The organism is Enterococcus sp. DIV0561 (assembly GCF_050539875.1).
GTDB lineage: Bacteria > Bacillota > Bacilli > Lactobacillales > Enterococcaceae > Enterococcus > Enterococcus faecalis.
This window is the reverse complement of record NZ_CP172927.1, coordinates 1,711,213-1,736,025: the sequence shown is the minus strand read 5'-3', so window position 1 is coordinate 1,736,025 and position 24,813 is coordinate 1,711,213. Positions and strand designations below refer to the sequence as shown.

Annotated in this window: 25 protein-coding genes and 1 pseudogene; 15 read left to right on the top strand and 11 right to left on the bottom strand. The window is 34.7% G+C overall.

Translation table 11 applies throughout. The features are described 5' to 3' along the window. Positions 1-103 precede the first annotated feature (103 nt). Positions 104-1,009: a polysaccharide deacetylase family protein gene (locus tag IGM13_RS08380; RefSeq protein ID WP_002419918.1), complete on the bottom strand. Its 906-nt coding sequence runs from the start codon at positions 1,007-1,009 to the stop codon at positions 104-106. A gap of 223 nt (positions 1,010-1,232) precedes the next feature. Between IGM13_RS08380 and yqeK the strand changes: the two genes are divergently transcribed. The 3 genes from yqeK (at position 1,233) to IGM13_RS08365 (ending at position 3,991) form a co-directional block, all read left to right on the top strand. After that, complete coding sequence (yqeK, locus tag IGM13_RS08375; protein WP_002419916.1) at positions 1,233-1,811, top strand: bis(5'-nucleosyl)-tetraphosphatase (symmetrical) YqeK; 579 nt, start codon at positions 1,233-1,235, stop codon at positions 1,809-1,811. 90 nt (positions 1,812-1,901) lie between these two features. Next, the gene (locus IGM13_RS08370; RefSeq protein ID WP_002419915.1) at positions 1,902-2,903 is read left to right on the top strand and encodes a DUF4767 domain-containing protein; all 1,002 of its coding nucleotides are present in this window, start codon (positions 1,902-1,904) and stop codon (positions 2,901-2,903) included. A gap of 335 nt (positions 2,904-3,238) precedes the next feature. Next, positions 3,239-3,991 (top strand): DeoR/GlpR family DNA-binding transcription regulator, encoded by a 753-nt coding sequence (locus IGM13_RS08365; RefSeq protein ID WP_002374588.1) that lies wholly within the window; start codon positions 3,239-3,241, stop codon positions 3,989-3,991. A gap of 40 nt (positions 3,992-4,031) precedes the next feature. Here IGM13_RS08365 and IGM13_RS08360 read toward each other — a convergent pair whose 3' ends face one another. The 3 genes from IGM13_RS08360 to IGM13_RS08350 all read right to left on the bottom strand — a co-directional run bounded on the left by IGM13_RS08360 (position 4,032) and on the right by IGM13_RS08350 (position 6,328). After that, a complete protein-coding gene (locus tag IGM13_RS08360) occupies positions 4,032-5,435 on the bottom strand; it encodes a PTS galactitol transporter subunit IIC (RefSeq protein ID WP_002357183.1) in 1,404 nt (467 codons plus the stop codon). A gap of 94 nt (positions 5,436-5,529) precedes the next feature. Next, entirely contained in the window at positions 5,530-5,832 is a 303-nt protein-coding gene (locus tag IGM13_RS08355; RefSeq protein WP_002419914.1) for a PTS fructose transporter subunit IIB, read from the bottom strand. A 1-nt stretch (position 5,833) separates the two neighbouring features. Beyond that, positions 5,834-6,328 carry a PTS sugar transporter subunit IIA gene (locus IGM13_RS08350; RefSeq protein ID WP_002357187.1) on the bottom strand — a complete coding sequence of 165 codons (495 nt, stop codon included), beginning with the start codon at positions 6,326-6,328 and terminating at the stop codon, positions 5,834-5,836. Between the two features lie 222 nt (positions 6,329-6,550). Between IGM13_RS08350 and lacA the strand changes: the two genes are divergently transcribed. Further along, the gene (gene lacA, locus IGM13_RS08345; RefSeq protein WP_002357188.1) at positions 6,551-6,979 is read left to right on the top strand and encodes a galactose-6-phosphate isomerase subunit LacA; all 429 of its coding nucleotides are present in this window, start codon (positions 6,551-6,553) and stop codon (positions 6,977-6,979) included. 25 nt (positions 6,980-7,004) lie between these two features. Further along, positions 7,005-7,520, top strand: a complete 516-nt coding sequence (lacB, locus tag IGM13_RS08340) for a galactose-6-phosphate isomerase subunit LacB (protein ID WP_002374591.1) — start codon at positions 7,005-7,007, stop codon at positions 7,518-7,520. 246 nt (positions 7,521-7,766) lie between these two features. Here lacB and IGM13_RS08335 read toward each other — a convergent pair whose 3' ends face one another. Further along, the gene (locus tag IGM13_RS08335) at positions 7,767-8,054 is read right to left on the bottom strand and encodes a hypothetical protein (protein WP_002371945.1); all 288 of its coding nucleotides are present in this window, start codon (positions 8,052-8,054) and stop codon (positions 7,767-7,769) included. 561 nt (positions 8,055-8,615) lie between these two features. On the opposite strand from IGM13_RS08335, the gene IGM13_RS08330 reads away from it, so the two are divergent. The 5 genes from IGM13_RS08330 to IGM13_RS08310 all read left to right on the top strand — a co-directional run bounded on the left by IGM13_RS08330 (position 8,616) and on the right by IGM13_RS08310 (position 12,350). Then, positions 8,616-9,047, top strand: a complete 432-nt coding sequence (locus IGM13_RS08330; RefSeq protein ID WP_002419913.1) for a PTS sugar transporter subunit IIA — start codon at positions 8,616-8,618, stop codon at positions 9,045-9,047. A 14-nt stretch (positions 9,048-9,061) separates the two neighbouring features. Next, entirely contained in the window at positions 9,062-9,559 is a 498-nt protein-coding gene (locus IGM13_RS08325; protein WP_002357192.1) for a PTS system mannose/fructose/N-acetylgalactosamine-transporter subunit IIB, read from the top strand. Between the two features lie 33 nt (positions 9,560-9,592). After that, positions 9,593-10,444: a PTS mannose/fructose/sorbose/N-acetylgalactosamine transporter subunit IIC gene (locus IGM13_RS08320; RefSeq protein WP_002357194.1), complete on the top strand. Its 852-nt coding sequence runs from the start codon at positions 9,593-9,595 to the stop codon at positions 10,442-10,444. Then, complete coding sequence (locus IGM13_RS08315) at positions 10,419-11,288, top strand: PTS system mannose/fructose/sorbose family transporter subunit IID (protein WP_002419912.1); 870 nt, start codon at positions 10,419-10,421, stop codon at positions 11,286-11,288. The genes IGM13_RS08320 and IGM13_RS08315 overlap by 26 nt, the downstream gene beginning before the upstream one ends. Before the next feature lie 75 nt (positions 11,289-11,363). Beyond that, entirely contained in the window at positions 11,364-12,350 is a 987-nt protein-coding gene (locus tag IGM13_RS08310) for a hydroxyacid dehydrogenase (protein WP_224615772.1), read from the top strand. Between the two features lie 421 nt (positions 12,351-12,771). Here IGM13_RS08310 and larD read toward each other — a convergent pair whose 3' ends face one another. Genes larD through larA form a run of 4 tightly spaced genes read right to left on the bottom strand, consistent with a single transcriptional unit; the run spans position 12,772 to position 16,823 of the window. After that, positions 12,772-13,482, bottom strand: coding sequence for a D/L-lactic acid transporter LarD (gene larD / locus IGM13_RS08305; RefSeq protein WP_002357197.1), 711 nt, complete (start codon positions 13,480-13,482; stop codon positions 12,772-12,774). Between the two features lie 14 nt (positions 13,483-13,496). Next, the gene (gene larC / locus IGM13_RS08300; protein ID WP_016614696.1) at positions 13,497-14,771 is read right to left on the bottom strand and encodes a nickel pincer cofactor biosynthesis protein LarC; all 1,275 of its coding nucleotides are present in this window, start codon (positions 14,769-14,771) and stop codon (positions 13,497-13,499) included. After that, a complete protein-coding gene (gene larB / locus IGM13_RS08295) occupies positions 14,768-15,511 on the bottom strand; it encodes a nickel pincer cofactor biosynthesis protein LarB (RefSeq protein ID WP_002379543.1) in 744 nt (247 codons plus the stop codon). Before larB ends, larC begins: the two co-directional genes overlap by 4 nt. Before the next feature lie 37 nt (positions 15,512-15,548). Further along, a complete protein-coding gene (gene larA / locus IGM13_RS08290; RefSeq protein WP_002357200.1) occupies positions 15,549-16,823 on the bottom strand; it encodes a nickel-dependent lactate racemase in 1,275 nt (424 codons plus the stop codon). Positions 16,824-16,982: 159 nt separating this feature from the next. On the opposite strand from larA, the pseudogene IGM13_RS08285 reads away from it, so the two are divergent. The 5 genes and pseudogenes from IGM13_RS08285 (at position 16,983) to larE (ending at position 21,087) form a co-directional block, all read left to right on the top strand. After that, positions 16,983-17,640, top strand: a pseudogene (locus IGM13_RS08285) (Crp/Fnr family transcriptional regulator). 18 nt (positions 17,641-17,658) lie between these two features. After that, positions 17,659-18,645: a cobalt transporter CbiM gene (gene cbiM, locus IGM13_RS08280; protein ID WP_002408836.1), complete on the top strand. Its 987-nt coding sequence runs from the start codon at positions 17,659-17,661 to the stop codon at positions 18,643-18,645. Next, a complete protein-coding gene (locus IGM13_RS08275; RefSeq protein WP_010816597.1) occupies positions 18,645-19,430 on the top strand; it encodes an energy-coupling factor transporter transmembrane component T family protein in 786 nt (261 codons plus the stop codon). The genes cbiM and IGM13_RS08275 overlap by 1 nt, the downstream gene beginning before the upstream one ends. A gap of 1 nt (position 19,431) precedes the next feature. Next, a complete protein-coding gene (locus IGM13_RS08270) occupies positions 19,432-20,145 on the top strand; it encodes an ABC transporter ATP-binding protein (RefSeq protein ID WP_002361995.1) in 714 nt (237 codons plus the stop codon). 105 nt (positions 20,146-20,250) lie between these two features. Then, on the top strand, positions 20,251-21,087 hold the full coding sequence (larE, locus tag IGM13_RS08265; protein WP_086269710.1) for an ATP-dependent sacrificial sulfur transferase LarE: 837 nt from the start codon (positions 20,251-20,253) through the stop codon (positions 21,085-21,087). Between the two features lie 184 nt (positions 21,088-21,271). Here larE and IGM13_RS08260 read toward each other — a convergent pair whose 3' ends face one another. Both IGM13_RS08260 and IGM13_RS08255 read right to left on the bottom strand, forming a co-directional pair. Beyond that, positions 21,272-23,194 (bottom strand): FUSC family protein, encoded by a 1,923-nt coding sequence (locus IGM13_RS08260; protein ID WP_002419902.1) that lies wholly within the window; start codon positions 23,192-23,194, stop codon positions 21,272-21,274. Positions 23,195-23,302: 108 nt separating this feature from the next. After that, positions 23,303-24,760 carry a helix-turn-helix domain-containing protein gene (locus IGM13_RS08255; protein WP_002419901.1) on the bottom strand — a complete coding sequence of 486 codons (1,458 nt, stop codon included), beginning with the start codon at positions 24,758-24,760 and terminating at the stop codon, positions 23,303-23,305. Positions 24,761-24,813 lie beyond the last annotated feature (53 nt).

Sequence of the window (24,813 nt, the reverse complement as noted above, 5' to 3'; positions counted from 1 at the left end):
CGAACACCCTCTTGCTGAGCAAGAGGGTGTTTTTGTGTGTAATTAAGCAGAAAATCAACATTGACTAAGACCAGAAATACTTCCTTTAGTGCTCCGAGTTGCTCTAATATAAGACACCAAATTGATAACCATTTGCTTGATAAAACTCTATTAATTGTGGCAATGCTTGTTTTGTTAATTCCTTATCTACTGAATCATGCATTAAGACTACTCTAATATTATAATCCGGATAAACCTCAAGTGAATGTTGATGGAAAGCGAGCATTTCTGCGACTGTAGTAGGCTGTCTGTCTAACGGCTCCGCATCCCCAACCATCGCATTCCAGTCAATCCAATGGATGCCAAGTTGTTTGAATAATTCATCAGATTTTTCTGTACCTCCCCATGACATATGACCTCCTGGGTATCGCCAGAGAGTTGTTTGAAATGTTTCGCCCAATATTTTTTTAAGAGAGTTCTCCATGGTTGCTATTTCTGCTTGTATTTCTTCAGTGTTGACAATCCCGTTTGGATATAACGTTGCATAATCATGAGTTGAACTATGAAAGCCTATTGAATGCCCTTCTGCGACTTCGCGTTTCACTATGTTTTGATTTTCGGAAGTTAGGGTATTTCCTACAAGAAAAAAAGTTGCGTGGACGTTATACTTTTTTAATGTATCTAGGACTTGTGGGGTTATTTGATTATTAACGCCATCATCAAAGGTTAAGAATACTAATTTTTCACCTTTGTAAGGTTCTTCTCCAGTTATATATTTTCTGATTTTGTCTGCTGAATAAGCATATTTTTTTGATGAAATAGTCATGTATGTTGATTCCTTTTCTAACTTGGTCGGGGAATCTTTTTTTGCAGTTGAATTTTTAGTCGATGTCTGCGTAGTATCATCATTTTTACTTGTTATCTTGGGTTGAGTTAATAGGAACGTTTGAATGAAAACAAGAACAATGAGGATTAACGCACTAAATAATACATACCCGTTTATTTTGAATTTTCTTTTCTTATGTCGCATACTTTCACTCCTCTTTGGTTAATGAAAAAGTTAAAAAATACACCTCCACGTTATACAAAATTGAACGTCCTATTAGTTATAGACGAATTTGAGGACCAAAAAGTTTCAATTTTTTCAATTTAGTTAGTTGTTTATTTAATAAAAAATAAAAGGTTGCTAGAGGATGAAAGGAGTATAATTTATTTATCTAGAAGAGTAATCGGAATGAGAAAGGGCTGTGGAAATGGATTATCAACAGGTGTTGAAAAATGAAATTAAACAATATTTAGTGAGTAAAAACTGTGAGAAGACGTATTATCATTGTATGGAAGTTGGAGAGTATGCCTATCAACTCGGTGAAAAATATTTAACTAGTCCAGAAAAAGTAAGTATTGCAGGATATTTACACGATATCTCTGCGATTTATCCAAATAATCAGAGAATTAATGTCGCACAAAAATATGGGATTGAATTAAACGAAGCAGAAATGGCCTTTCCAATGATAATTCATCAAAAAATTTCTAAGTCTATTGCGAAAATGGATTTTGGTATTGAAGACAATGAAATTTTATCAGCGATTGAATGCCATACAACATTGAAGAAAAACTATTCGGACATAGATTTAGTTTTGTTTGTCGCTGATAAAATAAAGTGGGATCAAGAAGGGAAGCCACCATACTTAGATGGTTTATTACAAGCTTTAAATTGTTCTTTAGAAAATGCCGCATATTTCTATATTGATTATATTTTGAAACACGATATTAAAGTTGTGCATCCTTGGTTATGGGATGCTTACAATCAACTTAAATTAACAATTAAATAACAAATAAACATAGCCGTTTTTAGTCGAGTTTTACTGGTGAGAAAAGGGGAAAAGTAGTACAGTATTCTTGTCAGAAAGAAGGGATTACCAATGAAAAAAATAATCTTGATAGGTCTTTTATTGAGTATTTTATCAGGATGTTCTTCCAATAAAAGTGGTGATAGCACTGCAAGCAAATCAAGCAAGCCGACAGCAACATCAGAAATGAAAGCACCTGCTACCGTTAACAACAGCCAAGCAAGTCAAATGAGCACGGAGTCAAAATCTAGTACGACTCAAAGTAATTCTTCTGCTTCTACTAAAACTGAAAATCAGTTGTGGTCTGCGCAAAAAAAGGCACAGCTACAACAATTTATGGCTGATTGGGGGCAACGGATGAACCAAACGTATAAAGAATATACACTAGGAAATTCAATCAATTTTAATGGTGTTCAAGCGCCTGATGGTCTAGTAGGAAATGTTACTATGCAGCCAGCGATTGGTCAGCATCCCATTTATTTAGAATGGTCTGAAAATGGACAAGTGAAGGATGGATATGCGTTAGTTGCTGTTTACTCTGATGCAGAAACGCAACCAGAAATGCAAAAGCACTTGTATTTATTCACCATCGTTAACAATCAGCCCTTAGTTTTAGTGACGATGCAAAATCAAGGAAATCCTTATGACTATCTATATTTTGGAGCAACAGATAATGCAGAGTTGAGGGCTGGCTTTGAAAAAATTGTAGGTGCACCGTCAATTACTAAAGAACAAATCCCAAATATTTCAGTCAATCCGTGGTCTTCAAAAGAGGAAGCGATTGATTTTTACGAAGGAATGTATAAAAACACGACAAACGAAATTTCAACTCAAATTGACTGGCATAACTATCAGCGGGCAAATTGGCGCGAGGTAGAAACAAAAGGCGATACTATGACATTACATTTTGCCAACGTGGGCGGTGCTGGGGGCTCATACACACAATTCACGAAAGTTGGTACGAATACTGTTGTTGTATCATTTGATGGCAATGCTGCTTATCCAGATAACCCAAGTAGCGTTTTACTCGTGCAAAACAGTGATTATAAAGTTTTAAGGACTTTGAATCAGTAATAGGGGAAATACATCGTTTACTTAAACATAGGCAAAGGCGGGTTGCTTACCTTTTTATAAGTAACCTGCCTTGGCCTATGTGCTATTTTTTTTGATAGAGGTGCTCAGGGTAGGGGATGTTTTTCTGGAAAATTTTTATGCTAGATCTCTGTTTGACTAGGCTCAAATAGATCTAAATCAATCGTTGAAGTGATATCTGTTTATATAAAGATAGGCTAAATCGTCAATTTTTTACAAATCGTCGTTCATGTTAAAATAAATGGAGAAATGTTTTAGTATTCATAATAAGTATTTTATCGTAGAATAAAAGATATACTAACAATGGAGCGATGAAAATGCTAAAAGAAGAAAGATTAAATGCGATAGTCTCTCTAGTAGATCAAAAAGGGGCAATCAAAGTTACTGAAATTATGGAACGATTAAATGTTTCAGATATGACTGTTCGTAGAGATTTGACAGAATTAGAAGCAGCGGGGCGTTTAAAACGAGTACATGGAGGAGCTAGCAGTTTAAATACATATCGTCCACATGAACTGTCTCATGCTGATAAACAAATTATTAATAGTGTTGAAAAAAAAGAAATTGTCCAAAAAGCATTAAGTTTAATTCACGAAGAAGAAACTATCTTCCTAGGACCAGGAACAACTATTGAACTTTTAGCCGAGGCAATGGAATTTAAACATTTAAGAGTAGTAACAAACTGTTTGCCTGTGTTTGAAACGTTAAGTAAAAAAAAGAATGCGTTAACCATTTATTTAATTGGTGGAGAAATGCGACTTTTAACTAAATCTTTTTTTGGTGAAATCGCTAATAAAGCATTAGAAGAAATGCATTTCCATAAAGCATTTTTTAGTTGTAATGCGTTAAAAGATAATAAAATTATGACAGCCACTATTGAAGAAGGACAAACACAAGCAATTGCATTAGATAACTCAATAGAAAAATATTTGTTAATGGATACTTCTAAAGTAGAGAAACAGGATTTTTATTCTTTTTATCAATTAGAAGAAGTGACAGCGGTAGTTACAAATAAAGATAAATTTGACACATCTAAAGTATTGGAAAAAGTTGTCAGGGTGATCTACTAAAAAGAAGAGGTGCAGATGCACCTCTTCTTTTTAGTTTCCCTTATTGAGCTTTTTGAGCATAAATAATATTTCGCTTCTTCATTTGTTTTGCATACCAAATGAAAATCAGTAGATAGGCGACTAGCGCCAGACATGCGTATAAAATAAATTCTAGTTGACCTTGTGATGCATTGCCGACTAAGTATCCTAAGAATTTTTCCATTGGCCCTTCCATGGTAGTATGTGAAATTAAAGTATTATTATTTAGACCCGCTGGGAAAGCACCAACTTTTTTTGCGGTTTCGGTAACGAACGGTGCAATTAGGGTACCAGACCATAAGAACAAAGGTAATTCGATTGCTCCAATGATAATCATTCGGATGAGTTTACCTCTTGTTACTACTAGTAGAGCAGGGGTTACACCCATTGCAATAATTCCGCCAAGTGGTAAAAGTTTGTTGCCAGGTAGGACAATGGCTTCTAATAGCATAATTGGAGCCAATACGTTAGCTGCTGCCCAGATTTCAGCACGACCAGCTAAGAAAGGCCAATCTAAACCAATATTAAGTGTACGTCCTTTTAATTTATTCGAAGCAAAATCAGTGATACCTTGTGATAAAGGCTCAACTGCAGCGATAAACCAAGTTCCAATTAAAGAGAATAGTTCCAAACAGACTGCAGCCGTAAAGGATAGAGAAAAAATTTGCGTGGGTGTTTGGCCAGCTAAAAGACCCACAAAAATCCCTAAGTAAATCCCAATGGCAAATTTTGATCCCCAAAAGCCAATTTTACTATTCAATTTGGCAGCGTCAAAATCGTATTTATCTAACCAAGGGAAAAGCTTATCAAAAATTTTATCAAAAACCATAATGATTGGGTTCATCATATAGTTCATATGCGTGGTAGTCATAGGATTGGTATCTGGGGCGTTAAGTAAATCGTTAAACGTTGGTTTCATTAAGTCAGAATTGATAATTTTTAAAACACCTATGAAAATAACTAAGATTGTTGCAATTATTAAGTTTGCGCCACAAAAAATAGCAAATAAACCAACAATCGATAGATGCCAAATGTCGAAAATATCCACATCTAATGTGTTTGTTTTATTTAGAATTAACATAATGACATTGACAATCACCATAATTAAAAGAAAGTAAAGCGTGTAAGGAGATCCCCAAGTGATGGTGGCTAAAGGTGCCCAACCAACATCAGTAATATTTAAAGAAATTCCTGTACGTTCTACGAAAGAGGCCATTGCATCTGAGAAAGCAGTAGTTAAAATTCCTATAATAGCACTGATACCAGTTAAAGCAATTCCTAGTTTAAGACCACCTTCTAATGCGCGAGTGGGTTTTACCTTAAAACAAAGGGCAATCAGTGTTAAAACAATAGTCATTAAAGGAGCAGCACCTAAATCAATTAAAGGTTTAAAAATTGTATTTGCTAGGTCAATAATCGTATTCATTTATTTTCTCCTTCATAAGCTAAGATAACAAAATTTTTATCTTAGTTTTGTTATTGTTGACAGTGAAGCGTAAGTAATTAGTCTGAAAAGGAAATCATTTGTTTAAAGATTGAATAATACTTTCCATTTGTTGGTAAACAGGTTCAGCCATTGCTGGAATTCGATAAAGAATTGCGCCTGCATCAACTACAGGAATCGTGATTGGGAAACCCAAATCTGTTTTGGCGATTTGGGCGAAAATATCATAATGGGATAGCATCTCTTGATTGATATCTTTAATCATTACGGCATCGCAAGAAACTTGGTAGCCTCTTTTAGATAATTCTGTTTCTAATGCAGATTTGATTTGATGGCTAGAGTTTACCCCAGCCCCACATGCAGCTAAAATTTTGATCATGTTAAATCTCTCCTTTAAAATTTTTTTGTAAAAAACGATAAACTTCTTCTTTATCTTCACATTGAAAAAAAGCCAATAGTGATGAACGGTCTGTCGTGTTAATAAAATCCATGATAGTCGCTAAAAGACCCGTTTGTTCAATACCGTTTTCATTTAAAATCATGAAAAGAAAGGAAACAGAGAGCGTTTCATCTGGGATAATCATGTTATGAAATGATAAGGATTGTTTCAATTTAATCGGGATAATTCTTGTCGTCCGTACAAAGGTACTTTCGGTATGCGGAATGGCGATATTCGGTAGTGCAGGATCAATCGGTGTTAAACTTAAACCAGTCGGATAGTTATGTTCTCGTTCCAATAAATTAGTTAGAAAATCAGGTGTAACTAATTTCTTTTTTAACAAGTCTAAATAAACTTCTTCAAAAACTTCTTCTTGTGTTTTTTTGTTTGAAATATAGGTAGTATCTAATGAAAAAATCGATGTTTTAATAACCATAGAACCCCTCGTTTCTTTAATATATTATTATTTATTTACAAGTATAATATAAAACGCTTTCAAAAAGATGTCAACACAATATTAAACAATAATAAACAAAAAAGAAAATAAATGTTGAATAAAGTTCGATATTGTTTTATTATGTTTTCGGGAAGGGGATTTGAGTTTAAAGAAAGGGACAGAATTTTAATAGTAGATACACGAGGTAAGGAGGAAAACAAAATGCGTGTCATACTTGGTTCAGATTTAGATGGAATAAAATTAAAAGCAGAAATGAAACAATACTTATTGCAAGAAAAAGTTGAGGTAATCGATAAAAGTGAAAGTGCTTCGGAAGACTTTATAGAAGCAACGCTTGCTGTTGCTCATGAAGTTTTAAAGGATACTGAAAGTTTAGGAATCGTTTTTGATGGTTATGGGGCAGGTAGTTTTATGACTGCTGCTAAAATTAAAGGAATGATTGTCGCCGAGTTGTCAGATGAGCGTTCTGCATATATGGCGCGAGAACACAACAATGCTCGGATGATCACGGTGGGCGCAAAAATTGTTGGAACGGAACTAGCCAAAAACATAATAAAAGAATTCTTAACAGGTCATTATGCAGGCGGGCGTCATCAAATACGTGTAGATATGTTAAATAAAATGGCTTAACAAATAATAGAAAGGAAGCGTTTTCATGAAAATTGCCATTGGTTGTGATCATATTGTGACGGATACCAAAATAGCAGTTTCTGATTTTTTGAAAGCAAAGGGATATGAAATTTTAGATGTAGGCACGTATGATTTTACTCGAACTCACTATCCTATTTTCGGAAAAAAAGTGGGAGAAGCCGTAATGAGCAATCAGGCTGATTTGGGTATATGTATTTGCGGAACAGGTGTTGGAATTAACAATGCGGTTAACAAAGTGCCGGGTATCCGTTCTGCTTTAGTTCGCGATATGACCACAGCGTTGTATGCGAAAGAGGAATTAAACGCAAATGTTATTGGTTTCGGTGGGAAAATAACAGGAGAATTCTTGATCTGTGATATCGCTGCTGCTTTTATTGAAGCACACTATCATCCAACAGAAGACAACGAACAACTAATTGAAAAAATTAATCAAGTTGAAAAACAACATCCAGAACAACAAGATGCGCACTTTTTCGATGAATTTTTAGATAAATGGCAACGAGGAGTCTATCACGATTAGTACGTAATCAATGAGGGTTATTTGAGAAAAGCGGTCTTAAATAATAATCATTGGTATTTGAGTTGAATTCCCCTTCATTAATTTTTATTGCTGTTTTAACGTAGCACTGTAAAGAGCATTATCAAGAAAAAGAAGTAACAAAGGAACAAATTGAAGGCTATACAGGTAACCATAAAAAGTACACGAGAAAAGAACTCGTGTACTTTTTATGGTTTCGCTGCTTGTTTTATTTTAGTAATTATTTTTCTATAAAAATAGTCCCAGAATTATTAAAATAATCCCGATAACTAAACTGCCGATGCCAGAAGCCATGCCATATTTTTTACTTAGATGTATATCAGTAGTATTTTTAGGAATCAAGTTTGAGAAAAAATAAAATTTTTTTACCAAGATTAGATATGCAACAAGTAAAAGTAATAGTCCTAAGAGAAGATAACTAAGATTTTCAGCTAATAAATCTAGATGAGCTAATAACAATATCCCTAAAAAGAGGCCTACCAATCCATATTTCATCGTTTTTTCTTTTGCTGACATATAAATATCCCTACTTTACTTTTTAATTTATTAAGAGCATAAAACCATAGATTCGATATAAGTTCATTTTGTTATATCTAAAAGAGGATGACCTGGAATGACCTATATAATTAGAAAATTGGAGTGATATATAGTTATTTTACCATAGGTTAAATGAGTTGATTAACTCCGAATAATGTACAACTATGTACACCTATTGTGGGTGGAATGTGTGTTGGGACTTTGCTAACCTAATAGTTGAAAAAATGAATCAATTCAAAAGAAACTTTTTTGGGAAATTGCTATATTATTTATTTTTTTAAGCGTAATCAACTAAATGTTTTTATGGATAAAGAAAGTCATTGTTCCTTGTCATCAAGCTACAACAGCCAAATTCATTAGAACTTTTTTAGTGAATGACTTTAATTTTAGAAAGGTACTGTTGTTAAACATTCATGCTATCAAAGGAGTGTGAGTCGAACGAAGCAAGTATTTTCATTTTATAAAAGTTGTATTATGGACTCTTAAAAAGAGGTGATTTAAAAAATTTTGAAGTGGAAATGTTAAGAAAGGAGAGAGGAAATGACTTATTTAGTTCTGGTCAGTCATGGCGATTTTGCTAGAGGTTTAAAAAATTCATTAGGGATGTTTGCTAGCGATGAGATAGAGACAGTCAGAGTGTTTGGCTTACAACCTGGTGAATCTACCGATAATTTTAGTAAACGGTTTCTTTATGAGGTTGAAAAATTACCGCAGGAAACGAGGCTAATCGTTTTGGCTGATATTGTAGGCGGGAGTCCACTTGCTACTATTTGTAAAGTATTAGATAAGCAAAAAATGCTAGAAAATTCTCTGATTGTTGGAGGAGTGAATTTTCCAATGGCTTTAAATGCGCTTCTATTGAAAGAAACTAGTGAATTATCTGACTTAAAAAAAATGATAGTAGCAGATGCTTGTCATGGCATTAGAGAGTTAACTATAACTGAAGACGATGTAACTGAAGAGGATATCTAAAGGAGAAGATGAACATGTCAATTTCTTTTGTTCGAATCGATGATCGAATGATTCATGGCTTAATTACTTTACGTTGGACTAAAGAAATGCCTTGTGATGGCATTATAGCTGTGAATGACAAAGCAGCAAGTAACCCTATTTTAAAGGAAGCATATAAAGCAGCTGCACAAGATAAAAAAACCTTTATTTGGACAATGGCGCATTTTTTTGATGTAAAGGATAAAGTATTAGCGTCTAAGTCAAAATACTTTTTGATTACAAAGAGCCCTTTGGATATGAAAAAAATTTTGGTAGATTGGCATTTTGTTCCAAGTGAAGTAAAAATGATTAATGTTGGACCAGGGAATGATCGCGAAGGGACAATTAAATTGGGGGATAACCAATCCTTTACAGCAGAAGAAGCAGCGGCTTTTGAAGAAATTGAAAAGGCTGGTTACAAAGTGGATTTTGCCTTGTTACCTGATCAACGAATTGGTTCTTGGGCGCATTTTAAAGCTAAGTTTGGTTACTGATTCTAGAAGTTTTGAAAAGAGGAGAGTAGTATTATGACAATCAACTGGATACAAGCGGCTATTTTAGGCCTATTTGCTTGTCTGTGTTCAAATTCTTGTATGGCTGGACAAGCGGTGGGAAATTATACGATTGGGCGTCCTTTAGTCGGCGGATTAGTTTGTGGCATTATTTTAGGAGATTTAAAATTAGGAATCGCTTGTGGCGTAGCGATGCAATTAGTTTACATTGCTTTAGTCACACCTGGAGGAACAGTGTCTGCTGACGTGCGGGCAATTTCATATATCGGGATTCCTTTGGCGATGGTGGCGATTTCGACCAAAGGGTTAGATCCACTTGGCGGCTCTGCAGCCGACCTGGCTAAATCGGTCGGCACATTAGTTGGAACGATCGGAACGGTATTATTTTATTCTGTTGCCGCGTTAAATTTAGTTTGGCAATCGTTTGGTTGGAAAGATATAAAAAAAGGCAAGCTTGATCATTTATATGCCATTAATTTTGGTTGGCCGTGGATTTCTCATCTACTTTTTTCCTTTTTGCCAACCGTGATTTTAACCTATTTTGGGGCTACGGCTGTTACAGCAATGAGAGATGCATTACCTATGGATGGTCTTGCAATGAAAACGCTTTTTACTGTAGGTGGCATGCTTCCGTGTGTGGGAATTGCAATTTTGTTACGTCAAATTGTTAATAAGAACATTGATTTTGTCCCTTTTTTTGTAGGGTTCACATTAGCTGCTTCATTAAAACTCAATTTAGTCTCAATAACGATTATTGCGCTTCTTTTTGCTGTAATTTTTTATAAAATTGCTTTAATTAAAAACAATACTAAGCTGGTTGATTCAACAGGAAGTCTGACGAATGATGACGAAGAGGAGGACATATGAGATGGAAGAGTTGAAAGCCAATAAATTAGACCAAAAAACGTTAAAGCATTCTTTTCATTTATGGTTTTGGGGAGCGTTAACTTGTTTTTCACAACAGCATATGCAAACGTTCGGCTATCTTTCTTCAATGCTTCCTATTATCAAAAAACTTTATCCGAAACATGAAGACCAAGTGAAAGCCATTCAAGCATATACAGCTTTTTTTAACACAAATCCAATGCTTGGAACGGTCATTGTTGGTGTGACTGCTAGTATGGAAGAGGCTAGAGCAAGTAAGAATGAAATTGATGGAGAAACCATTAATGATATGAGGGCAGGATTAATGGGGCCAATTGCAGGGATTGGTGATTCATTAGTTGATGGTACCTTAATTCCTATCTTGTTAGGAATTTCCTTAGGAATGTCCACGGGCGGTTCGCCAATTGGTGCCATATTTTATATTATTGTTTGGACGTTAATTTCCTATTTTGGCCAACGCTTTTTGTATTTTAGAGGCTATCATTTTGGCGATAAAGCAGTAAGTTTCTTAGTTGGGAAAGAAGGAGCCGCCGTTAGAGTTGCTATCGGAGTTATTGGTAGTATGGTTGTCGGTGGGGTCCTTGCATCTTGGGTAAATGTGACTACTTCTTTTAAATTAATAGGTGCTGACGGAAAAGTTTTCCTTAAACTGCAAGATAAAATTGACAGTATTTATCCAGGATTATTAACGATACTTGTTACCTTGTTTTGTTGGTGGTTGATGTCGAAAAAACATGTTTCCGCTATTTGGACCATGCTTATTTTAGTTGTTATTTCTCTCGTTGGCGTTTTATTAGGTGTTTTCAATCCAGGATTAACTTACTGAATAATCACCAAAAAGGGCTCTAAGTGTTAGAGCAAACTGGCTTATATGTATATAAAAAGTTCTATGGAGGCATGTATGTTAAAATTATTATTAAGTGAAAAAATAAGTGAAAAAGCAATTAAGCTTTTAAAGGATGCAGGATTTTTAGTTAAAATTTCTCCTTCAACTGATGAAGAGGTCATGGAAAAAGAAATTAGAGACGTAGATGCGGTATTAGTCCGAACTACTCCTATAACTAAAAAGATAATGGATAGCGGAAAAAAGTTACAAATTATTGCACGACATGGCACAGGTATAGATAATATTGATGTTGTAGAAGCAACAAAAAAAGGTATTTTAGTAACAAATGTTGACGGGGCAAATGCGTATTCTGTGGCTGAATATGTTGTGGCTTCAATGCTGACCTTAAGTAGAAAGTTATATAAATCTAATCATTTATTTACGGAAGGGCGTCTATCAGTGAAAGGGTCATCCCTACCAGCATTGGCCAGTCGATATGATTTGAATGGGAGTGAAATTCGAGGAAAGAAGCTAGCTATACTTGGTCTTGGCAAAGTCGGAATTATTTTAGCTAGCTTAGCAGAAAAGATGGGTGTCCAAGTTGTTGCATATGATCCATATCTTACAAAATCGCCAGTACCGTTAATTCCTAATTTAACAGAAATTTATAAAACAGCAGACTTTATTTCAATCAATATGCCTCTTACTAGCCAAACTAAGAATATGATAACAAAAAAAGAACTTCAAAACATGAAAAAAAGTACATTTATTATTAATGCAGGTCGTGGTGGCATTATTAATGAACAAGATTTAGCTGATGCACTTAACGAAGAGCTTATTGCAGGAGCAGCAGTAGATGTTTTTTTGCCAGAACCTCCTGAAAAAAACAATCCACTACTTACAGCAAAAAATAGTTTATTGACTTGTCATATTGCTGGAACTACTATAGAGGCAATTGAATCATTAGGTATAGAGGCTGCAAACAGCATTATTGATTATTTTAATGGTCAAATGCCGAAATTTCCTGTAAACCCTGAAATCGCTAAGGAGTTACGTGCATAAAAACTAAGAAGCTCATTATTGCTATTTAGATTTTCTGATTAGTTTCCAATGCTTTTACTATTCCAATTCTATTTTACTAGTTAGGCAAGATCTGCTAGATTTAGAAACGATACTTTAAAAAAATACTTTTTGAATTTTTAAAGTAATACAAAAGTTTGCTACAAGACTAATTATGATTTTAACTTCCGCTTACACGATAAGCTATGGCTGGATGTATTAGTATGATCAATAATAAAATAGTCCAAGATGTCTTTCCTATCTAAAAATTAATTAGACTATTGGAAAAGCTGATAAATTGAATTATTGTTCTCTAAGACACAGAAAAAATCTTGTGATTAAAATAAAAATATATAAAATAGAAGAAATTTAGAGACTAGCTTCTATTTTATATATTTTTTTGTTTTAGAAATTTAGTGGTTTATTAGAATTTTAGGAAAAATTTTACGAAAAGTGTTGCAAAAATGGCTCCTAAAAACGGTGCAGTTCCGGGAACAATCAACCCATATTGCCAATCATTATTGGTTTTATTTTTGATTGGTAAAAGTTGATAGGCGATACGAGGGCCTAAATCACGTGCTTGATTCATTGCAAATCCTGTAGTACCACCTAGCCCCATGCCGATTGCCCAAACAAGCAAGCCAACAGCAATGGGTAGTTGTGTTTCGTAGGAATGTGCAATCGCTAAAATAGATGTTAAAAAAATGAATGTTGCAAAAGTTTCAACAAAATAGTTTCTTGGTAAATTTCGTTGGTTCGGATTTGTAGAAAAAATATTACGAATAGCGATTGGATCGACACTATCGGCGGATAGCTTGAAATGATCAGCATACATAATATAAACAATAACGGCGCCACAAATGCCGCCTAACATTTCAGCGATGACATAGGGAATGAAGTAAGACCATGGAATCATTCCTAAAATAGCTTGAGCGAGGGCCATTGCTGGATTAATACAGACTCCGCCAAAGACGAACAGAACAACAGAGATTCCAAAAGCCCAAGTAGTGATTGCAAACATGTGACCAGAACCAGCGTATTTTGTTCGTTTTAGGACATCGTCGCAGTGAACACCTACCCCAAATACGATCATTAATGCAGTTCCCATAAATTCTGATAAGATATGATGAAACATAAGATAAAGCTCCTTTAATCAATAGTTTTATTATTTAATGTTTGGACGAGGCGATAGACTTCCTCAATTGTAAAATTATATTGTTTAGCAATTCGTTCACAATCTTGGTATTCAATAGACTCTTTCAATAGGCCATGATAATGATTTTTTTTAATATGGACCTTACCAAAAGGTGTTTCCAAGATTTTGAAAGAACGGTCCATCACACTACGTTCCATTGTTTGAAAACGCACACCAATTGTAGAAGTATGTTTAAAGAGTAGTTCTGTAAAATATTCTTTTTCCTCTGTTGTTGTTAAAACCGTTAATAGAATGGCACTTCGGTTTTTTTTCATATGAATGGGCGTGAAAAAAACATCTAGAGCACCATGTTCCAATAATAGAGCCATTACGTAACCTAACTGTTCAGGTGTTTGATTGTCTATATTTGTTTCAATTTTTAAGACTTGGTCATGGTGTTCTGTCCTCTTTTTTTTACTATGTGTTTCAGTAAAGATTGATCCTCTGAGGGCATTGAACTTGCCTGTTTCCCGTTTGCCAAATCCGTAACCTATTTTTTCAACTAATCGTTGTTCTGGTGCGACAAATAGAGGACTAAGTTCTTTAAAAATAGCTAAGCCAGTCGGTGTGACAAGTTCAGTTTTTATCTCAAAGTCTTGTTGAATGATTAAATTCGTTTCTTTACGTAATTCCATCACCGCAGGAACTGGTATTGGCATGACTCCATGGGCAATTGTGATAGTACCACTTCCATCTGTAATTGGCGTTGAATAGACTTGTTCAATTTCTAACTGTTCCCATAGGATAAAAAAGCCAACGATGTCAACAATTGAATCAATTGCTCCGACTTCATGAAAATGAATAGTGTCAATTGTTTGTTGATGAACAGCAGCTTCAGCTTTTGCAATGTCATAGAAAACATTTTTACTATGTTTTTTTACAAAATTGGACAAGTCGCTTTTTTCAATTAATGTATAAATATCTTTTAAATTTCTAGAATGGCTATGATGATGTGCATGTTCTTTCGTTTCATGATGTTCATTTTCGTGGTGAGGAGAGAGACTGTGTTTTATACCGTAATCCTTTTTTCCATGTTGTAGGAGAACATCGAAATCTGTTCCGTAAATACAACTTTTAGCAATTCGTTGGGCTTGAATGGTGAACCCATCGATGGGAAGTTTTTTTAATTCGATTAACAGTTTGCTTAAATCCCCGCCTAAGTCAAGCAACAATCCATTTAACATATCACCACTAAGACCAGAAAATGGTTCTAAAAATAAGCTTTTCATAGTGAAGACTCCTTTATTTGATTAATCATACTTGCATTATAAGCGGCACCAAACCCGTTATCTATGTTGACTACACTAACGCCAGAGGAACAACTATTTAGCATTCCTAAAAGAGCAGTCAGCCCTTGAAAATTGCTGCCGTAGCCTATGCTAGTAGGGACGGCAATCACTGGCACGCTAACTAGTCCGCCGAGTACGGATACCAGTGCGCCTTCCATGCCTGCAATCACAATAACCACCGAAGCCTGTTGAATCTCATCTAGGTGAGCGAACAAACGATGAATGCCAGAAACGCCTACATCATAGATACGTTTTATTTGATTCCCGAAAGTTTCTGCAGTGATTGCTGCTTCTTCAGCAACGGACATGTCTGACGTTCCAGCAGTAACTATCGCAATATAGTTTTTTGTTGTAGTCTCCATTTGGTTGATAACGAAACAACGTGCAAGTTCATAGTAGGTTCCATGAGGAAAGTTCGACTCTAAAGGTTGGGCTTTTTGTTGTGAAACGCGAGTAACTAGGATTGTATTGTTTTCTTTTCTTAAGCTATTGATAATTTTGATGAGTTGCTCAATTGTTTTTCCTTCCCCATAAACGACTTCTGGATACCCAGTTCTTTCTTTACGCTGCGTATCAATTTTTGCAAAGTCTAATTCGCAAAAGCCATTTAATTTGTTTGTTGCTTCTTCTAAAGATAATTTTCCCTCTTTAAAAGCTCCTAAAATTTCTTTCGGTTGCATAATACAACGCTCCTTATTTCTGATTTCTCAAGGATCATTATTCTACAATGACAGACAAGCCATCTCGAATCACAGTCACTTTTGCATTTAGACCTTCTCTTTCAAATGCTCGCTCTAACGCTTCATCAAACGTTTTTGCTATTTCCATATGCATCGAAGTGATAAGCTCAGGATCAACAAGATCTGAAACAAAAATTATATGATGATGAACTAAAATTCGCGCTAAAATTTGCGAAGTCCATTGATCTGGCACGGTTTCTAATCGTGGTGTATGGATGGCTGCTTCTAAAAATTCGTTTGGATTTTTAACATTGGCAATATTTTCATAAAAACCTTCACCACCGTGACCATCACGACACCCAGCGACCATAATAATGACACCGCCGTCTTTATTGGTTGCTTCTGCAGCGGTCATCCCTTTAACTGCTTGATAAATGTTTTGATCAAGTGGAAATCCGCCGTTCGTTGAAACCGCAATGTCGCAAGGTATTTTTTTGACACGGGCAATTTCTTTTACAAAGTTACAACCAACTTTATGCGCTTCAACCATATCGCCTGCAAAGGAACCAATAATTTTTTTGTCACCATCTAAAACGACATTAACAATAAAAGCTAGATTCGCTTTAGCGGCAGCGTAGACCATGTCATTATGAATCGGATTATCCGTTAAATTTCCTGTCCGTGAGTTGGAGGAATCAATAAATTCTCCAGAATGGTTAGCCATGATGGTTTTATAAGAAGCAATTCCAGGTAAAACAGATTTACGTCCACCAGAAAATCCTGCAAAAAAGTGTGATTCAATAAATCCTTCGGCCAGCAGTAAATCTGCTTCTGCTGCAATGCGATTAATGATACAATCGCCCCCTGAAGGTAGTTGACCGATTTTGACCATTGAGGAATCATCAGTAGAGATATGCATAACGATTTCTTCATTCTCTACGATCTCTTTACCATATTTACTAATCAGTTCTTCTCGTGTAGAGGGGCGATGAAAACCTGTAGCAACTAAAATCCGGATTCTAGCTGTTTTGTTCACTGAACGAATTCTACGCAAAATAATTGGGGTGATAATATGTGAAGGAACGGGACGTGTGTGATCGGAACTAATGAGGACAATGTCTTTTTTACCCTTAGCTAATTCTTCTAATGGAAGGCTTCCAATAGGATTGTCCAGCGATTTTTCGACTGTTTCTTTCTCAGTATATGGATTTGAAAAATGTTCAGCTTTTGATTCGAGAAGCCCAATAAAATTTTTATCGGGAATTCTTGCAGTAATCATTTTCTTGTCATAAGGTAGGTTAATTTCTACCATAGCAATCATCTCCTAAGTAATATTTTACGAGACTAAGTATAATGAAATTTAGAAATCACACAGTCCTTATTGTGGGTAACATTTGCTAACAAAAGGTTGGTGAGAGTGTTTATAATAGTTAACGAATCAAACAGAAACTTAGTCAAAGGAGTGACAATTATGGAGTCAGATTATCTTACAGCTTTCTTAGATAGAAAGAAGACGCCGATTATCAAAAAAAAAACGCCATACTTATCTCGCTTATCATGGATTGGAGGAAGCGTACACCTATGTATTAAAGAAAGGGGTCGTTAAGACGAGTATTATTTTAAAGGATGGACGAGAATTTAATCTGTCGTATATTGTGTCTCCTGACATTATTTCATTGTTACGTGATGAAGTATCAAATTATACATCTGCTCCTTTTAATATCCGCATTGAGTCGGAAGAGGCTAGCTTTTATCGGATACCAAGGACTGTATTTTGGGAATATGTTAGAGAAGATGCTGTTCTTCAAGATTATGTACGGGATTACTACCGAGCAAAATTATCGGAGAGTATTAGTTCCTTACAGAATATGACAATGAATGGTAAGAAAGGGGCTGTTTGTACTTTTATTTACCAATTAATTGATTTGTTTGGTGTACAGACAGAGGAAGGCATATTAATTGATTTTCAAGTAACTAATGAGGATATTGCGGGGTTTTGCGGGATTTCAACGAGAAATAGCGTAAACCGAATTATCCATGATTTAAAAGAGGAAAAAGTCATCGATATCAAAAAACAAAAAATTGTGATTTACGATCAAAGTTATTTAGCTGATTATATTGATCGATAAGATAGGAGTCTGACGAACATGCATATTCCAGAAAATTATTTAAGCCCACAAACTTGCGCAGTGATGGGCGCGATTATGGTACCTGTCTGGTACCGCGCTGTAAAAAAAGTTGACGTTCAAATTAAATTAAAAAAAGATACAGGGACCATGTTAGGGATTTCCTCCTCCTTGTCATTTTTAATAATGATGTTTAATTTGCCAGTACCTGGTGGAACAACTGCGCACGCTGTTGGGGCTGTTCTCATCGCATTATTGATGGGACCTTGGGCCGCGACGCTGTCTGTTTCGGTGGCTTTACTATTACAGGCTTGTTTATTTGGTGATGGTGGTATATTGGCTTTTGGTGCAAACGCCTTTTCTATGGCGTTTGTGATGCCATTCGTGGGATATGGAGTTTATAAGCTAGTTACGCGTGTAAAAAAATTTGAAACAATGGGTCTTTTCTTAGCTGGGTATCTTGGTGTAAATGTTGCGGCACTTTCTACTTCTGTATTATTAGGTATCCAACCCTTACTATTCCATGAAGCGAATGGTACCCCACTTTATAACCCATATGGTCTTTCTATAACTATACCAGCAATGATGAGTGTCCATCTGTTAGTAATAGGAATTGTTGAAGGTCTCTTCACCGTGTGTGTCTATAATTTTGTAAAAAGTGTGTCAAAAGATGCAATTTTTATCGAAGAAAAGAAGAAAAGGACTCCGTTGTTGCGATTAAAGAGACTGTTATTGGTCATGGTAATTTTATGTCCATTAGGTTTGATTGATCATGCCACCGCTTGGGGTGAATGGGATTTATCTGAATTAGTCAAGAATTTAAAACAGAATCATTTGCCTGCGGTACAACCAAAAGGTATGGTGAATGGTTTTTCATTTCATGCACTTTTCAGTGATTACTTTATTCCAGGACTGCCATTAGCACTTGGGTATATTTTAAGTGGCGTAACAGCCATAATCGTTTTTTTACTCATTTTTCGTTTATTTAATGGAAGAAGGCAAAGTTGATGCCTGAATGGATGAAAGAATCTTCCGCGTCCTTTGAACCTAATAAAAAAGAAACCTTTATGCTTAAAAATCGAAAAGGAATCCTTTTTTTATTAAATAAATTTCAGGTGAGTGGGAAACGCAATAAGACTATTCTCAGCGATATACACCCAGCAATTCAACTGATCAGTACTTTTTTACTAATTGTTTTAATCAGTACTACACAAAAAGTTCTTGTTTTGTGGCTCTTAGGCATCTACCTAGGCATGTTACTTTTAGTTGAAAAACCAACTATTCTACGAAACATTGTCAAAAAAGCTAGTATCCTCATTTTGATGCCGCTGATTATCTATTTACCGATCTTTTTTTTAGGTCAATTTAGTTTATTATTTATTGTTCATTTGTTTTTTTTAGCCATAGCGATTAGTCAATATATGGAAACAACCAACATGAATCAATTTATAGCAGCATTAAAAATCTTTCATTTTCCGAATATAATACTTTTACAATTAGATATTACGATTAAATATATCTTTTTCTTTGGAAATTTCTTAAACCAACTGCTTGCCGCTGTAGAAGCTAGAGCAGTTGGTGGGAATATCCAGTTGAGTACGGGTAGTAATTTAATCAGTCTTATTTCTATAAAATCTTTTACGTATGGGGAAAAGTTGGACATGGTGATGGAAGCAAGAGGATATACTGGTCAATATTATCGAGTAAAGCAACCATTAAAAACGAAAGATTTTTTGGTTAGTATTGCCTATCTTTTATTTTTCGGGGGGTTGCTTTATTTAGGGAGGAACTAATATGTATCGAGTAAATCATTTGGTTTATCGCTATCAAACGAAGCCTGTTTTTTCGCCTTGTAATTTGGAAATAGCCAGAGGAGAATATCTGGTTTTGATGGGAGATAACGGCAGTGGAAAATCCACTTTTTTAAATTTGCTCGCAGGTTTTTTAAAACCTTCCGAGGGAACGATTTATTTTATGGAACAATCATTAACGGCCTGGAAAAAAGACCCTATTCATAAAAAGAAGTATTATGCTCATTTGGGTATATTATTTCAAGAGACGGACACACAATTATTTAATGCGACAGTTTATGACGAATTGGCATTTGGCCCTAGACAGCTCCAACTATCCGAGCATGAAACAGCAAAAAGAATTAATGATTGTTTGAATTTATTAAAAATTACCCATTTAAGCAATCAAGTACCTTATCAATTATCGGGAGGAGAAAAGAAAAAAGTGGCTTTTGCTAGTCTGTTAGTAATGAATCCAGACGTGTATTTATTAGATGAGCCGTTTGCTGGGTTGACAAAAGAATCGGAAAAATTATTTAAAAAAATAATAAAAAATCTGCATCAACTTGGTAAAACAATTATCCTTTCCACCCATGACTATTTGAGTATTTGCGAGGAAGCTGATTCCATTTTATTGTTTGATTCGGCTGTGACAAGGTACTCAAAGGAAGAGATAGAAGCCAATGCTAACTTGTTACAACATTTAAAACGGTATTAAGTGTACAAATATTGACAATAATTGATACTATGAATCGTGATTTTTTCTAATGTGGAGATGTCTATAATTAATTATGTAAAAGAAAATCAATAGGAGATGGTTTAAATGTCTGTCATGAAAACGAAAGAACAAAATTTAGTTCGCGAATTACAAAAAATGGATAAGTTGGCTGTTGCATATTCAGGTGGAATTGATAGCTCTTACTTGCTAAAAAAAGCTTTGGACACTTTAGGTGCTGAAAATGTACTTGCGATTGTTGTAAATTCAGAATTATTTTCTGATGATGAGTTTGATAAAGCGGTCGATTTAGCTAATGAGTTGGGAGCAAATGTGTTAGGCCTTGAAATGAGCGAATTAGCGGATGATAGAATTGTTGCAAATAACCCTAATAGCTGGTTCTACAGTAAAAAATTATTATATAAAACTATTCGTTCGGCTATTCAGAAAGAGGGATTTGATGTTCTGGCCGATGGGATGATTATGGATGATAATACTGACTTTCGTCCTGGATTAAGAGCAAGAGATCAAGAAGGGGTCATCAGTCCGCTACAACAAGCTAAATTATATAAAATTGAAATACGTCAACTTGCTAAAGACGCAGGTATTTCCAATTGGAGTAAAGTTGCCTCATGTAGTATTGCTTCAAGAATTCCTTATGGCATTAAGTTAACACGCTCAGCTATTGATCAAATATTTGCTAGTGAAAAATATTTACAGGAAATAGGTTTTCCAATTGTCCGTGTCAGAGCACATCATGATTTAGCACGGATTGAAATTCCAGAAGACAAACTTTCTCTGTTATTAGAAAACAGAGAAAAAATTGCAGATTATCTTAAAAAACAAGGATTTAATTATGTAACTTTTGACTTAGAAGGATTTAAATCTGGCCGAATGAATGATATCCTCACAGAAACTGAAAAAAAAGTTTTTTGTGAATGTTAGACAGATAAGTTTATAAAATTGAGTCGGTGTAACGGAGTCAGGACAGGGGTATTCTGTTATAAAAACCAAGTTTTCTGCTCGATTAGATCGGTTGTTTTCATTGATTACTCTGCCAGTAGATTATCAACTTTTAAGCCTAGGAAAAATTCCCTTTGGATTTTTCCTAGGCTTTTTGTCTATTTAATCATTTGATATTTGCTAAAAAGAAATTAGCTGTAGAATTTTTTAAGATTACCAGTGATTGTTCAATTTGAGGAAAATAAATGGATTGTTTGGACTGGTTGATTAGTCGATTATTTTGGGGATTCGTGAGTGAAAGTATTTGCTGTGAATAGTTAAGTAACTCAGTGTTTAGTGTGTCCGGCTTAACTGGTGCTAATTTTTTTAAGTAGTGTTGTGTTTTCATAAGTTCTAAAAGAAGCTCTTCCATAGCAGTTTGCATTTCCAACAGTTGATCATTTAGTTGTTTTTGTTGCATTAAGCTTTCAGCAGAGGCATCGTTACTATAAATAGGAGATTCAAGAACAATTTCTTGAATAGAATAGTTTACTCTACGTTGTACCCGATAAGCTAGTACCCAAGCATCACTAGGCAACGTGGTCTCTTCATTGATTAACGCTAGCAAAATAGAGCTGATCGTTTTTGACCAACTATTGATATTTTTACGTAATACTTGACTATGCCATGTTGGGAAAATAAAAAACATAACAAAAGCAATAAGCGCACCAATAATTACATCAAAAACTCTTGTATAGCCTGCAGAACTACCACCTAATGTGAAAGTTAACCAAGTGGTCACACTTAGCATTAGAAATGCTTGACTTAATTTACGGACGGTTTCATACAATATAACTAGCAAACAAGACAATAACATTGGCCATAAAGGATTTAGGTTTGTTAAGTTAGCAATTAATTGAGACAAAAAGATGCCTAAACAACCACCTAAAATAGAACCAATAGTTCTTGAAGTGATTTTGCCGAGTGTACCATGATACCCTGGCATAACCATCAAACAACCAGAAATAACTACCCAGAATTCGTGATTAGCTAAAGGCAAAGGGTACATGTAATTAAGAATAAGCGAACAAAAATGACAAACTAAACCTGTTAAAGCTAAACGAATTGCGAATCTAGCAGAGCTGCCTTTGTAAGAATGAAGAATCTCTTTGGCTTCTGCAAGTCCTTCTTTTGTGGGTAAGAAAGATTTAAATGAGATTTTTTTAAAGGATTGTTTGTTTTGTATCAAAAGGATTGCTGATTTTATTTCGGTGTTTGCTAAAGCAAATTCTTGAAGAGGAAAGGTTAATTGTTCTCCTTTTAAAAAGAGTAGAATTGCTTTTAAAGCAGGAAGATTTTCAGCTGCATTGGTTGAATCTAACGAGCCTGCAATTGCATCTGCTTGTGAAACCAAGGGATAAATCCATGGTGTTTTTTGATGATTGACCCATGGCATTGTTTCAACAGATTCGCGTACTTTTATTCTGAAATGGACATAGCGTGCGGGTTTTCCTTGTGCTAATAAATATAATTGTTCATATAAATCGGCTACTAATTTTCGTGCTTCATTATTTTGCGGCTTAGAATAAAGACAATAGATTAAACAAAGGATGGACATACCTAAAATTATTGCACCCAGACCTTCAAAAGATTGACCAATAGACAAATTGCCTTTTAATTGCGCACCAGCTAGTAAAGAAATGGTCCCAAAGAGACATCGAATATACAGACCAATACTAAAGTTTCTCACAATCCCTGAAAAATACAAACCAAGGACGAATAATAAAATAATGAATATACTTGACGACTGTAAAAGTATCCCCAGACTGGCACCAATAAAAATCATTAAAATACCATTTATGGCACTTCTTTGTGGAGAGCCATGTCGTGGTAAGACACAAATTACAGTGCCCAAAAAGCTACCAACATTTACTAAAACAAAAGCGAAAGGAAAGACTATTGTTAGAACAGCACCAACAGCATTTGCAATAATGATACTAAGAACAAGGGCAAACCAGTTCTGTCTTGTATCAAAAGTTAGTATAGGGCGACTATACGCCCAAGACGATTCTAAGAAGACCTCAAAAAATTTTTTGATAGATAATTTCACAAAACATTCCTTCTTTAAAAATTTATTAAAAGCTAAAAAATTATTCCTCTGCTAGTATACACCTCTAATTTTTTTTTTCAAATTTGCTCTTTTTAAGAAAACTCACAATTATAAGCCAACATTAAGTTTAGCCATATATTTTTGTTGAATAAATTCTGTAAGCTCATGCCAACTTTCTTCATTTTCAATGGAATCTAAGTAGAAAATATCTTGATTAGAAGTAGCTTTTTCGAAGGAATCTATGATGATGATATCCGCATTTGTGAAGTCTTCGGTAATAGAGATTGCGTTTGTATTATATAAGGAGGATAACCGTGTTTTAATAAAATAATTTGCATAAAAATCTTTGATAATTTGTAAATAGATTCTCACTTGTACTTTTTTTTCGGACACAGACAATGTGTAAAGCAGTTGACTGAGTAACTCTAAATGCGTTTCTTGGTGAACTAATTTTTCCACCGTTCCTTTTATTCGATTAAAGTATGCCACATCTGACGGAGTACAAATTTCTGGCTGCGGTAAATAAAGTGTTAAAAAAGTATAATAATTGCCCTCCGTTAAAAAGTACCAAGCATTAAAAATAGAAAGATAGTAAACGTATTGATAATCATGCTGATTTGTCAGTAAGTAGGCTACTTGCTTAAATAATTTTTTTGATAAGACACAATAAGGATGGTTAGATTCTATAAATAATTTTTCTATTTGTTTCGTTTGCTTTTCCGAAAAGATATAAGGGATAAAAATGCGAGATAAAAAATTAAAGTATAAAATTTCAGTTTTTCTTGTTTCGCATTGAATGTCAGCGAAGGAGTGTTCAAGAAAAAATAAAGTCACATGACTGTATTGATTGATCAGAATAAAAAAAGAATGCAGGTTTTTAGAGTGCGGCATCTTTAAGAAGTTTTGTGCACTTGTTCTAGTTTTAAATATCGCATATAAAATATAAAACGCTCTTTTCTTCATTCGGACATTTTTATAGGATCGTTCAAGAAGTGCATCAGGTAGACTTTTTTTTATTTCTTCAAGACTTATTTTAGAAAAAGGCCAAGCCAATTCTTGAAAGGAATCTTGTAGGAAAATGAAAGAAAACACTCGAATCGATAATTCATTGCCAGTTAATTGATAAATACCCTTAATACTAACGATTACTATATCAAAAATTTTAAAAAAGTTATTCAGTTGTTTCGTGATTTTTACCAGATAATGTTCAGAAATATATAAAACTTTAATTAATTCGTTTTTATCAATGGAAGAATGTGTGACTAATTGTACGCAATAATTAAATTGTACATTGTTTTTTAAAAGATTGAGTTTTAACGTGTAGGCGTATTCGACCGCGCTTTTTCGGTACGCTGGATTTACACAAACAATGCCATTATTGTTAGAGACAATAAAATGTTGGATTTGATAAGTATCCTCGAATTCTTGATTTATTTTTATCAGATTTTCCTTGACCGTTCTTTTTGAAATTTTTAAATTGGAAGAAATTTCATTTAACGACGTATGAGCTCGCTTGACTATATAAAATAAAATTTCTAGCTCATTCGTTAGGTAGGATGGAAACATGTTATGGACCTCCAAAAGTAAAATTTAGGTTCATTGTAGTCTACTTTCTTTAA